Below are 12922 nucleotides of genomic sequence, written 5' to 3' on the forward strand. Positions count from 1 at the left end.
GTCTGTTGTTGCTATGAAAATCGCTGTACTTGCTTTCCCGAGTGTCCAGATGCTCGACTTGGTCGGGCCTATCGATGTCTTCAACGAGGCTGCGCGTCAGGCAGGAAATCCAGGCGCGTACCAGTTCGAGATTGTGTCGCCAACGCCCGGCATTCTGACTGCATCGAACGGAATGAAGATTACGCCGGATGCTACGCTTGATACCAGCAGCCCCGATATAGACACGCTTCTGATCGCCGGTAGTCCTTTGGTGAATCTTGCTGAAAAGGACACCGCAATACGAGATTGGCTTAATCGCTACGCCAAGACGGTTCGTCGGATTGGTTCGGTCTGTTCGGGACCGCTTCTCTTGGCGCACACAGGGTTGTTGGATGGAAGACGTGCAACAACACATTGGAACTCAACTGCCAGGCTGGGCCGAATGTTCCCCAAGGTAAAGGTGGAGCCGGACCAGATCTATGTGAAGGATGGAAATATCTACACATCCGCTGGCGTCACGGCAGGGTTGGACCTGGCGCTTGCTATGGTAGAGGAGGACTTTGGGCGAGCGATTGCCCTGAAAGTTGCCCGTGCGTTTGTGATGTTCCTCAAGCGGCCCGGTGGCCAATCCCAGTTTAGTGCGCATCTGGCTGCGCAGACTGCAGAGAAGAGCGTGATTCGGGATGTCCAGAATTGGGTGGTGGAAAATCTGAACAAGCAGCTTTCAGTGGATAATTTGGCCGCCCATGCGGGGATGAGCACGCGAAACTTTGCCCGCATCTTCAAACAGGAGTGCAACGTGACGCCTGCGGATTTCGTTGAGGGAGCGCGACTGGATGCCGCACGCAGGATGCTCGAAGAGACCAGGAATCCGCTAAAACGTGTGGCTGCCCTTACGGGCTTCGGTGACCCTAATAGCCTCAGGCGAGCCTTCCTCAGGCGACTTGGCGTTTCGCCGGCCGAATACAGGCGGCTTCCGCATTGCGGCGTGACCGGGAGGGTCGGGGCATTGGGAGTTGACATCTCCTGATGCCAAAGCAACACAAGCGGTTCACCCTAGCTACCAATGTACAGGTCTATTCTTGCGATTCGCAAAGCCCATGGCAACGTGGCACTAATGAGAGCTCGACACATTGCCTTTGTTAGCCAAGCAGGCTGTCCAATGCCTGGAAGTAGTCGTCCGCTTGTTCAACTACCGGGAAATGTCCAGACCGGCTGAGCTCAACGAACCGGCTACCCGGAATGAGGGAAGCGCAGGCTGCGCCCTCCTGCGGCGGATTGAGCCGGTCGTGCGCTCCTGAGATAACGATGGTCTTTGCACTGATCTTGGGGAGAATTCCCCGGAAGTCGAAGCCGACGAGTGCGCCCCCCGCCGCGGCCATCTCGTCTTCTGATAGAAGAGAGCGCATAAGCCTCTTGATATGAGCATCCTTCTTGATAGGGTCCACATAGGGTCCGAAGGCGAACCCAAGAAGGAACTCTTGCGTTTCCCGATGTGTCAGGTGCTCCACCTCGAGCTTGTGCTCCTCAAGGATGCGGGCGGAAGAGGACGTTGCACCATTGCTCTTGGTCACAATCAGGGCCAACTCCTTGACCCGCTGCGGATATGTGGCGGCGAAGCCTTGGGCGATGTAACTGCCCATGGAAGCTCCCATCACGGTGCAGTGATCGATCCCGAGTGCATCCAGCAGGCACCTGAGGTCTTCGACATGATGTTCGAGACCGAACTTTCCTCCGCGACTTGACTGTCCATGCCCGCGGGCGTCATACGCAATCGTGCGGTGCTGCTTTGCAAAGTGCGCTACCTCTTCATCCCAGCTTTCGAGACTTGCTCCCAGTCCGTGAATGAAGACAATGGGGGCTCCTTCGCCTCGTTCGACGACGTTGAGATTCACTCCGTTCACTCCGTTCACCGCAAAGCATTTCACAGTCGACTCTCCACAGATGCGCATGCATCTCGTTGCCGCTGTACGGTGAGCCAGGATCTTCCTGGCGACACTCCCTCACCACAGCATCACGATTCTATGTCCCCAGGCGGGATATCTCACTGCGAGGTGGGGGAGGTGTCCCTTCCTGACTGCGCATTGTCCGGGAATTGCACAAGATGTCCGGGCATCCCGCCGACCTTTCGCAAGTGCCGCCGGGGACTGCGCCGCTTGAAGGGTCAGGCAGACCTGAGGAAGCTCGATGAGATTTCTCGTGTCAGGAGTTCCATCGCTTCCAGTTCCTCCTCCGACAAGCCGCCCACGCAAGCGGTCGTGCCCCAGTCTCCGTAGATCAGTGCGACGCAGCGATTCCTGATGGTCACCGGGGCCAGCAGGATCGAGGTGGCATCGGGCAACTGTTCACGGTACCAGCGGGGCACGCGGTGGGCAATTTCCTTGTCGAAGGAATCTTCGATCACCAGCGGTTTGCGCGCGGTGGCGGCAAAGTGGAATATATCCGGGACAAAGCCCTCCTCGAACGATAGCGCCTCCAGTTTCTCTCGCATGCCGTCGCCAAATCCGATACGCGCCCCGAAGCGCTTTGCCTTCGGGTTCAGCAGCATGAGAAAACAATGCGAGAAGTTCAGTGCCCGCATGGCGGATTCGAGAACGAGCGGGGCCAGTTCGGAAATTGGCAGCTCGCCGCCTTCGCGTTGTATCTCGCCAAGGCTCTGCCGCAGGCGCGCGAGAGCGTCGTGCGGTTTGGCTGAGTTCGTTGGCGCGACCGCCTCGGCGGTGTCCGCGGATGCGGCGTCGCGCATCGAGGCATTGAGTGTCTGCGCCTGCGCTACCGCGATTTCGATGGCCTCGGGTTGCAGGCCCAGCGTTTGCGCGAGCTCCAGTATCGCGGCCTGGACGACATCCTCCGGTTCCCCGCTGCAGATCAGCGCCGCGGCCTGCGATGAAACCTTGGCCATTGCACCCAGCCAGTCGGCATGGGACTCCAGCGGTGTCTCTTTGTCGAAGCTCGCCCGCGTCATCGAGGTCGCGATCAGGGACGGCAGCCGCCATTTGATGGCGGCCGCCTGCGCGATGTCTTCCAGCGTCACGCCCAGCACACGCTGGATTGCGTCGCTTTCCCCGGCAGCGTCTTCCTGGCAGGAATCCTGGATCTGATTCCATTCTTCAGGAAAGTAGAAGACCAGGAGCAGGCGGCTCATGTGATGCATCAACGTGCAGACCACGGCCTCTTCCGCCTGGCCTATGCCCTGCGCGTTGCTCAGGGCCCTTGTGAGCTCGCCGGCAATCAGCGTTTGCTGCAATGCCTTGGCAGCCTGCGGGCGGTTGGCGGCGACCCCGGAAAAATACTCGAGAAGCTGGACCCCCAGCGAGAGATGGCTTATCGCATCGACACCCAGCACAAGGATGGCGCGCGATACCGTCGTCACCTCCCCGCCGAAAGTGCGGTACATGGCGGAATTGGCCAGCCGAATGACCTTCTGCGACAGGCTGAAGTCAGACAGTACGCCGGCGGCCATCTCGCCGACGCTGCTGTCGCTGTTCAGCGTCTTGAATATGTTGTCAATGCTGAACTGCAGTGTGGGGAAGTCCCCTTGCTGAGCCATTCGGCTCCAGAGCATTTCGAAGAACTGTTTCTTTGACATGATGGCATCTATTTCGCAAATGCCTGGGAATCGTCAAATAACAATTGACCGGCCCGAGTCATGCTCTCAAAATCCGGCGCGCTGAGCGCCTTCGAATATAGCCACCCCTGAACCAGCGCACATCCGTGCCTGGCCAGCAGCTGATTTTGCTCTACCGATTCCACGCCCTCCGCGATTGCCACCAGGCCGAGTTCCCGCGCCAGCGAGAGCACGGCCGATACGATGGTCCGCGCATGCGGCGAGTCCATCATGTCGGCCACGAAGCTCCTGTCGATCTTCAACGCGGATAGCGGGAAGCGCCGCAGGTAGGACAGGCTTGAGTAACCGGTTCCGAAATCGTCAACCGCGAACCGGACGCCCAGTGCGCGTAATTCCATCAGCAATTCCTGTGCTGCCTCGGGGTCAGTCATCAATACGCTTTCCGTGATCTCGAGAACCAGGCGTTCGGCGCTGATGCCGGCGTCGTGAATTGCCCTTCTGACGCTGGCGGCGAATCCCGGATGCTTGAACTGAACGGGCGAGACATTGACCGATATATATCCCACCTGCATCCCCTGGGCGTCCCATCCCGCGAGCTGCGCACAAGCGCACCGAAGCGCCCACGCTCCGAGGTGATTGATGAGTCCGTTATGCTCGGCAATTGGAATGAATACGTCCGGCGGGATGGGCTCGGCCTTTCGCTCCCATCGCATCAGCGCCTCGACCGCGCAGACCTTGCCGGATTCGGGCCACACGATAGGCTGGTAGTGGAGAACGAACTCGCCGTTCTGGATAGCCTCGAATATGGCCTGCTCTATGCGGAACTGCTCGTCCTGGCGATGGCCGAGTTCCGGCGAGTATACGCAGTAGCGATTCTTGCCCTGGGCCTTTGCGTCATACATGGCCAGGTCTGCATGCTTGAGCAGTTGCGACTCGGACTGGGATGCGTGTGTGCCGAAGGTCAGGCCGATGCTGGTGGTGACACGGACCTGGCAGCCCGCGAGATGAAACGGTTGCCTGCAGACGTGGATGATTCGTTCCAGTGTGGCGACGGCAGCCGCTTCCGATGCGACCCTGGACAGCAGGAGCACGAATTCGTCACCACCCAGCCGCGCCACCATATCCCCCGGACCCACGGTGCCCAGCAGGCGCAGGCTGACCTGTTTGAGCAAGGCATCGCCGAATTCATGGCCCAGCGAGTCGTTCACCCGCTTGAACCCGTCGAGATCCATCAAGGCAACGGCGAAGGGCGCCGTTCCTGCCCCGGCTTGCGCAAAGCATTCGGCAATGCGCTTGCTCATCAATGCGCGGTTGCCTACGCCCGTCAGGGGGTCAAGGAAGGATTCGTCGATGAGCCGTCGTTCGTTACTGACCCAGTGGGTGACGTCGTGCCCGAACAAGGACAGATACGCGTTGCCGTCGTCGTTCGCGCAGGGGGCGATGCGGAGGTCCAGCCACCGGCTTTCGCCAATTCCGCCCAGGAACCTGACCTGGCCGCATTTGACGTCGCCGTCGCGCTCGCAGGCCGTGAGCATCGCCGCGAGCTGTTCGCACTGCTCGAGCGAGACTAGGTCGAGTACCGACGATTTGAGTAGATATTCCCGGGGGTACGCCAGCAGCTGTGCCGAAGCTTCGGTAGCGGACAGGATTCTCCCCGCGGTGTCGACCTGCAAAGCCAGTCCACCGGAGGTCTCGAGCAGTGCCCAGGCGTCCTGCGCCGATACATCAGACGATACGTGCGGATTCCCGACGGAAGATAGCGAATGCGGAGGTACGTCCGTCAGAACAGCATCATACGTATACGATGTCATGGGATCTTTAACTCGTAGTCCTTTGTGGGCTAGCCTCAGCCTGAAACTAATACCATAATCACCCGAATAATGGGAATCGGCTTTGGCGGGCAGCGCGTTACGGCCAGGCCCGATTCTAAAGACCGCGACACGGATTTTCAGGTATTCCGGCTATTCGGGCCGTGCCTGCCCTCGTATGCGCAGCGTTGGGCGGGGAAAATACCGGAGCCGCCCGGGGACTTGCTTCGCGCCAGCTTTTTGTTGCTTTTGTACGACAGTCCGGAGTTCCGCCGGAAGCCCGGGCCTGAACGTTCAAACAGCAGGTGGCCCGGGCATCCGGCGGGCCATTCGTCCGGAGCGCGCGCTTCATGCACGGACTGCCGTGATCCAGAGGATCATCGCCCCGACATTCAGCGCCACGGTGGCCCGGAAGATGAACTGGAATTCCCGCTTCTGGTTCTTGTGCCGGAACAGGTGCTGGGCCGCAAGCGCGCCCGGCCAGCCCCCGAAGAGGGCGAGCAGATGCAGGTTTGCCTCGGGAACACGCCACTCCCTGCGGGCTGCGCGGCCCTTGTCCATGGCGTAGAGCGCGAACACCGTCACACTGAGGGCAAGGCTGAGGAGCGCCACGCCGCGCGGCAGGTAACCTGCGAGGGCAATGCCGATCACCGTGGCCAGGGCGAACGCGCCCGTCACCGCTGGAAGCAGGCTTGCCTGCGCTGATGCCTGCGCTGCTGCCTGCCTCGGGGCGCCCGCTATCGAAACCCGGCTTGCCTGCGGGCGGCCTTCCTTGCTCGTCGTGATCTCAAACGATACCCGGTCGCCAGCCCGGGGCACGGCGCTGCGATTCTGCAGCGAGCTGACATGAAGGAAAACATCTTTCGACTGGGCGTGAACCTCAATGAAACCGTAGCCCTTGTCGGCATTCCAGGATTTGATCCGTCCGGCTTTTCTCATCCCTGTTATTCATATTCCGAGATGGCCAAGTCTAACTGATGCGGGAACGCATCACGCATGGCCGGCGGTGGCAGGCCATGCGTTCTTGTCCGTTCAGCCGCCGATGCCCAGCAGCTCCACCTCGAAATTCAGCGTGGCATTGGGCGGGATCGTGCCCGGCACACCGCGCGCGCCGTAGGCGGTCGGGCCCGGGCAGACCAGCTTGGCCTTGCCGCCGACCTGCATTTTCTGCACGCCTTCCGTCCAGCACGGGATGACCCGGTTGAGCGGGAACGAAATCGGCTGGCCGCGCTTGTAGGAACTGTCGAACTCGGTGCCGTCGGTGAGCGTGCCGCGGTAATGGACCTTGACCGTGTCGGAGGCCTTGGGCGAGGGGCCGGTGCCCTTGACCAGGTGCTGGATGGTCATGCCGGAAGGCAGGGTTTCCGCGGGGCCGGCAGGCGCTGCGGCGTGAACGGCGCCGGCGCAGGCGAGGGCGGCGAGGAGCAGGGAGATCTTCTTCATCGTTGGCTTGGCTGGGTGGGAAGTCGGATGCGCCGGCCGGGCCGGCCGCAAAACCAGCATCTTAAACCGGGACGGGGGCAGTCCCGGTTTTTACGCTTCCTGCCAGGCCACACCAGGCCACACCAGGCGGCAAGCGCAGCCTATGGCATCACGGGCGGGCGATAAGGCAAGGTCGCGGCGAACGCCCACAGCATGAACAGCACCAGCGGCGCGTGCACCAGCAATTGGGTGAAGGTGAAGCCGACCACGTCCTTGGCCCGGATCCCGAGCACACCCAGCAGCGGCAGCATCCAGAAGGGGTTGATGAGGTTGGGCAGCGCCTCCGCGGCGTTGTACACCTGCACCGCCCAGCCGAGGTGGACCTGCAGCTGGTTGGCGGCCTGCATCACGTACGGCGCCTCGATGACCCACTTGCCGCCGCCGGAGGGTACGAAGAATCCCAGCACCGCCGAATAGACGCCCATCACCGCCGAGAACGACTCCCTGGTGGCCACCGAGACGAAGGCCGACGCCAGGTGGTGCGACAGGCTAGCGCCATCCACGCCCGCCGCCTTGGTGAGCATGAAGGCGATGCCGCCGTACAGGGGGAACTGGATCAGCACGCCGGCGGTGGATGGTACGGACCTCGCGACAGCCCGCAGGAAACGCTTGGGGCGCCAGTTCAGCAGCATCCCCAGCATGAGGAACAGGAAGTTGTACGTATTGAGGTTGGAGATCGCGAGGACCGGATCCTTGGTGGTGAATTCGTGCACCAGCCAGCCGGTCCCGAGCGCCACGATCAGCAGTGTCAGTAGCGGGCTGTATTCGAGCCATTCGCCGGGGCGCGTCGGGCGCCCGGTCACATCGCCGGCATCGTCCAGGTCCACGCCCATGTCTTTCGCGGTGCGGGCGCGCTCCCCGGTGGGCGCGGAGAAGTAAGCCACCAGCAGGGAGGCCACGATCAGCACGGCGGTCATTGCCATCGATTGCCACAGGAATATCGTCTCGGCGAACGGAATCACGCCGGTGATATCGAGGAGCGACCTGGGCAGGCTGGCCGGATTCGCCTGCAACTGCGCCGCGGACGAACTCAGGCCAAGCGCCCAGGTGGCGCCCATGCCCAGGTAGGCGGCCGCGCTGGCGGCCCGGTAGTCCACGCGCAGCCCGGTGCGCCGCGCGATGGCGCGCACCAGCAGGCCGCTGAAGATCAGGCTGACGGCCCAGTTCAGCAGGGAGGTCAGCAGGCTGACCAGTGCCACGAAGGCGACGGCGCCGCGCGCCGTCCCGGGCAAGGCGGCGAGGCGCGCGATCAGCAGCGACGCGGGCGGCGACGCCGCCACCACGTACCCCGCGATCGCCACCACCGCCATCTGCATGGTGAACGGTATCAGGCTCCAGAAGCCATCGCCGAAGGCCTGCGCCACGCTCTGCGTGGACGCGCCGATGCCGATGGCGCCGAGCGCCACGACGACCACCGCGATGGCGGCGAAGATATACGAATCGGGGAACCAGCGCTCGGACCAGTCGGTGACCTTGATGGCCAGCCGTTCCAGTCCGCCGCGGCTTGGGTTGTCCCCGTTTTCCAGGGATAGGGGTGCGCTTTTCATTTACTGTCTCCTTGCATTGCCATGGCTTTGCGCGCGGCACGATGCCGCGCTAGCCTTCGAATCCCTCATAGGCCATGACGGCGGCCGCCAGATCTTCCAGCGCGGTGCCGACTGCCTTGAAGACCGTGATTTCCTGCTCGTCCGCGCGGCCCGGATGGGCTTGCCGGCACAGGTCCGCCAGCGTCGCCCGGATGTCGGCCGCCCGCAGCACGCCTTGTTCGATGGGGTGCAGCAGGTCGCCCGCCTTGAGGACCGCCTCGCCGGTGTCGACGAACACCGAGGTTGCGTCAAAGCAGGCATCGTCCGCTTCGCGCATGGCTGGCGTGAAGCCGCCGATCAGGTCCAGGTGCGTGCCGGGGCCGAGGCAGGTCCGCCGGACGATGGGCACGGTGGAGAGCGTGGCCGCGGTCACGATATCGACGCCTTCGCAGCCGTGCGAAACCGATGCGGCAAAGCGGGCGTCGAAGCCGTCGGCCCGCAGCCTTGCCGCCAGCAGCTCGCCCTGGTGCGCGTTGATGTCCCATACCGCTACGCGTTCGATGGGCCGAACCGCGCGATACGCATAGGGCAGCAGGCTCGCCACCCGCCCCGCGCCGATCACCAGCATCGACGACGCATCGCGGCGGCTCAGGTACGACGCCGCCAGCGCCGACGCGGCGGCGGTGCGGCGGGAGGTGATCTCGTTGCCGTCGATCATCGCCAGCGGCTTGCCGGTGCGCGCATCGTGCAGCAGGTAGGTCGAGTACAGGCCCGGCAACCCAGCCTGCGTGTTGCCCGGATAGATGGTGACCGTCTTGACGCCGAGGTAGGCGCCGGGCTGCCAGGACGGCATCAGCAGCACCGTTCCTGCCGCCTCGCCGGGCGTGCCGATGGCATGGCTGTGGCGCTGCGGGACCTCGCAGCCGCGGATGAAGGCGTCGCGCAAGGCGGGCACGAGCGCATCGAACGGCAGCAGCGCGCGGGTGGTGTCGGAGTCGAGTATCTGCATGTTTTACGTGATGGAGTTGGGGAGGGAACGTGTGATGGCTTGCGGGCCGCTCGCCGCCGGCGCGGATGAGATCAGGCATCCAGCACGATGTCGCTCGCGGGGATCGCCTGGCATGCCAGGCACACGCCGGCATCCTCCGGCTCTTCGCCATGCAGGTGGAGGACGCGGCCCGACACGACCGGCACGGCGCAGCTTTCGCACTGTCCGACCCGGCATCCGCTGGGCAGCGCCAGGCCCAGCCTTTCGGCGAACCCCAGCAAGGGTCCGTCGGCCGAGCGCCAGACGCGCGCGGTGGCGGATTTCGCGAAGACCACGTTGAACTGCTGCTCGGGACCGGACACCGTGCGTTCGGGGGAGCGGAACACCTCGCGGAAGATGTCGGAGCGATGCATTCCCCTGGCCGCCAGCGCATCGGCAAAGGCGCTCATCATCGGCGCCGGGCCGCACATATAGACCAGCGGACGGGCGCCGAGCCATTCCGGCGGGACATGGCCGGCGCTGACACGCCCGGCCACGTCGTAGTCGATGCCGGGCCGATCGCACGCGTCGGGGCGGTCGTAGAAATCGATCACCTCCAGCCCCGTGATGCACTCGCGCAGCGCGCGGATGCGCGAGCGGAAGGCGTGCGCCTGGCCGTTCTGGTTCGCGTACAGCAGCAGGATCCTGGGCCGATCGACCGGATCGACCGGATCGACCGGATGGCCCGGATCGCTGGCGGCCGCGAGGGATTCCAGCAGCGAGATGAACGGCGTGATGCCGATCCCGCCGGCCAGCAGCACAAGCGGCCGCCGGGAACGCACCGGCATCACGAAGTTGCCGGACGGCGCCCGCAGCGATACCACATCGCCCACCGCAAGGCTCTGGTTGATATACGAGGATGCGCGCCCGGACACGGCTTCGCCGGTAGCCGTCATGCCGGTGGCGCGGCGCACGGAAATCGAGTAGCCGCGCCGTGCCGGCACCGTGGCCGGGCCGGTGAGGGAATACGAGCGCACCACCTCTTCGCCGCCCGGCCGCATGGCGAGCCTGATCGTCACATGCTGGCCGGGCTGGAAATCCGGCAAGCCGCCGCCATCGGCGGGCTCCAGGAAGACGGAGGTGACCTCGCGTGCTTCCCTGGCCAGGCCGGCCACGCGGAAGGCGCGATAGCCATCCCACCTGCGCCGCGCCTCGTCGAGCCCGGGCTCGCGTTCCACATTGCAGCGAAAGGCGCGCAGGGGCACCGAGCCGCTGACCGGGTCGATGCTGTCCGCGCTGATCAGTGCGTTGTAGTTGCTGTTGCCCTGGCCGGATACCGGCAAGGGACCCTGGGCGAGGGCGTCGCAGCGTTGCCACCAGCCGAACTCGCCCACCACCACGCGCGGATGCAGTCCTTCTCTCACCCTGGCGATAAAGCGGGCGCTGCCGGCGGGCGTGGTCACGCGGATTGCATCGCCGCTGGCAATGCCGCGCGCGGCCGCCAGTGCGGTCGGGATTTCCGCTTCCGGCTGCGCGGCCTTGCGCCTGAGCGAAGGCAGGCCGCGATGCTGGCTGTGGCAGTAGTAGCCGCTCTTGGCCGAGGTCAGCACAAAGGGAAAGCCCTCGCCTGCGGGGCCGGCAGCTTCGCCGGCAGGCTGGCCCGGGCGCGGCAAGGCGGGATAGCCGTGGCGCAGCAACAGTTCGGAGTACAACTCCACCAGGCCGGTCTGCGTATCGAAGGCGCGCTCGCGCGGCCTTGCCGCGTACTTCCGTTCCATGTCGGCCACGGGCACGCGGATGCCTTCGGGCTGTGCGCGCAGCCGCTCGACGCTCAGCCCGGAGGGGGCCAGCATATGGTTCCAGCCCGCTTCCAGGCTGCCGCCGAAGAAGGCCTCCGACAGCCCGAGCCTGGTCGCGAGGTCGAACACGATGTCATTGTCCGAGCGCGATTCGCCGCGCGGCGAGACCATGCGCTGGCGCAGTTGCACCAGTTGTTCCGCCTCGGCGGAGATTTCGAAGCCGATGCGCAGGCCTTCGCGCTCCCACGGCGTATTCACCGGCAGCAGGATATCGGCGTAGCGCGCGCTCGGCGTCTCGAACAGGTCGCAGTGCGCATAGAAGTCGAGGCTGCGCAGCGCCCGTTCGCCATCTTCCACGTCGGCCTGCGACAGCAGGGGATTGGTGCCGAACGCCACCAGCGTGCGCACGCTGTAAGGCTGTGCATGCAGGATGGCCCGGTAGAGATCGCGCGCGGTGACCCAGCCCTGCGCGGGCGGGCCCAGCGGCCTTTCGGCATAGCCGAGTGCCTTGGGCTTCTGCCCGGCGGGCAGCAGGCCGGAGCCGCTGACGGGGTTGTAGGGCGGCTTCTGGTAGATGCGGTTGCCGCCGTTGCGGTCGAAGCTGCCGGTCAGGGCGTACAGGCAGGCGATCGCGCGGTCGGTCTGGGTGGCGTTGTCATGCTGGCCGACGCCGGACCAGGCGTGATAGGCCACGCGCCCGGCCGAGGCGAACAAGCTGGCGGCATGGCGAATATCTCCTTCGTCCACCCAGGTCAGCTGCGCGGCCAGGGCTGCCGGGTAGCGGGCGCATTCGCCGGCATAGAGCTCGAAAGCAGGGTGGCAGCCGATGGCTGTGCCCGGTGTATTGGCGTCATCCACGCTGAACGAACCGCGCAGCGCAAGATGCTGGAAATCCTGCGCCGCCAGCGACGATGACGTCTGCGCCCGTGCAGTCTGCGCGTTCCAGACCAGGTAGGCATCGCCATCCGGCAGCCCCAGGTCGCGCCCCCGCAGGAAGCGTCCGTTGTCGCTGCGCACTAGCAGCGGGCCGTTGGTCCACTGGCGGACGAAGTCCAGGTCGAACGCGTTCGCTTCGATCAACAGGTTGGCGATCGCCATCGCCAGCGTGGCATCGGTGCCCGGCCGCACGCGCAGCCATTGGTCCGCCTGGCCGGCCAGCGCCGTTTCCCTGGGGTCGATCACCAGCAGCTTCGCGCCGGCGCGCCTGCCGGCCCCGATTGCCTCGGCCTGCGACAGCCAGGTGTTGGTCGGGTTATGACCCCATAGCACGATGAGCCCGGCATGCCGGTAGTCCGCGGTCGGCATGCCGCAGCCGAAGGTAAAGGCGTGCGCGTAGTCCTTGTGCCAGTTGCAGATCTCCGTGGCGTAGCAGGTGTTGGGGCTGCCGAAGAGCCGGATAAGGCGTTCGATCCAGTCGATGCTGTCGCTCAGCGGCGTGCCGCTGGGCGTGGTCACGGCGAAGGCCACCGACTCGGCACCGCCATCGCGCCGGGCCTGCAGCATGCGCCGGGCGATCTCCGCCAGGGCCTCTTCCCAGGAGATCCGTGCCCAGCCGGGATCGGGGTCGGTCTTGGGATGGGTGCGCCGCATCGGATAGAGGATGCGCTCCGCGCTATGGACCAGCTCGGGCGCCGACTTGCCCTTCAGGCACATGGCCTTGCCGGTGGGGTGGGCGGGATCCGGCCGCACCGATATCAGGGCGTCGTCCGCCACCACGTTCACCGTCCCGCACCGGGAGCGGCACAACGTGCAGTAGCCGTGCTTGTCTTCATTGCTCATTGCTGGTCACCGCA

General features: G+C 64.6%; 9 protein-coding genes. 1 reads left to right on the forward strand and 8 read right to left on the reverse strand.

Annotated elements, in window-relative coordinates; all coding sequences use genetic code 11:
- Positions 1–13 precede the first annotated feature (13 nt).
- Positions 14–1009, forward strand: coding sequence for a GlxA family transcriptional regulator (locus tag AB4Z48_RS25495; RefSeq protein WP_441619102.1), 996 nt, complete (start codon positions 14–16; stop codon positions 1007–1009).
- 112 nt (positions 1010–1121) lie between these two features.
- On the opposite strand, the gene AB4Z48_RS25500 is transcribed toward AB4Z48_RS25495, so the two are convergent.
- The 8 genes from AB4Z48_RS25500 to AB4Z48_RS25535 all read right to left on the reverse strand — a co-directional run bounded on the left by AB4Z48_RS25500 (position 1122) and on the right by AB4Z48_RS25535 (position 12908).
- A complete protein-coding gene (locus AB4Z48_RS25500; RefSeq protein WP_441619104.1) occupies positions 1122–1874 on the reverse strand; it encodes an alpha/beta fold hydrolase in 753 nt (250 codons plus the stop codon).
- 269 nt (positions 1875–2143) lie between these two features.
- The gene (locus AB4Z48_RS25505; RefSeq protein ID WP_441619106.1) at positions 2144–3568 is read right to left on the reverse strand and encodes an HDOD domain-containing protein; all 1425 of its coding nucleotides are present in this window, start codon (positions 3566–3568) and stop codon (positions 2144–2146) included.
- A gap of 8 nt (positions 3569–3576) precedes the next feature.
- Positions 3577–5358, reverse strand: coding sequence for a putative bifunctional diguanylate cyclase/phosphodiesterase (locus tag AB4Z48_RS25510; protein WP_441619108.1), 1782 nt, complete (start codon positions 5356–5358; stop codon positions 3577–3579).
- A 345-nt stretch (positions 5359–5703) separates the two neighbouring features.
- Positions 5704–6294 (reverse strand): DUF1294 domain-containing protein, encoded by a 591-nt coding sequence (locus AB4Z48_RS25515; RefSeq protein WP_441619110.1) that lies wholly within the window; start codon positions 6292–6294, stop codon positions 5704–5706.
- A 93-nt stretch (positions 6295–6387) separates the two neighbouring features.
- Positions 6388–6798: an FKBP-type peptidyl-prolyl cis-trans isomerase gene (locus tag AB4Z48_RS25520; RefSeq protein WP_441619111.1), complete on the reverse strand. Its 411-nt coding sequence runs from the start codon at positions 6796–6798 to the stop codon at positions 6388–6390.
- A 140-nt stretch (positions 6799–6938) separates the two neighbouring features.
- A complete protein-coding gene (locus AB4Z48_RS25525) occupies positions 6939–8384 on the reverse strand; it encodes a short-chain fatty acid transporter (RefSeq protein ID WP_441619113.1) in 1446 nt (481 codons plus the stop codon).
- A gap of 49 nt (positions 8385–8433) precedes the next feature.
- Positions 8434–9372, reverse strand: a complete 939-nt coding sequence (locus tag AB4Z48_RS25530; RefSeq protein ID WP_441619115.1) for an ornithine cyclodeaminase family protein — start codon at positions 9370–9372, stop codon at positions 8434–8436.
- Positions 9373–9443: 71 nt separating this feature from the next.
- Positions 9444–12908: a molybdopterin-dependent oxidoreductase gene (locus tag AB4Z48_RS25535; protein ID WP_441619117.1), complete on the reverse strand. Its 3465-nt coding sequence runs from the start codon at positions 12906–12908 to the stop codon at positions 9444–9446.
- Between the last annotated feature and the right edge of the window lie 14 nt (positions 12909–12922).

The sequence above is a fragment of the Cupriavidus sp. 2TAF22 genome (assembly GCF_052115045.1).
Lineage (GTDB): Bacteria > Pseudomonadota > Gammaproteobacteria > Burkholderiales > Burkholderiaceae > Cupriavidus.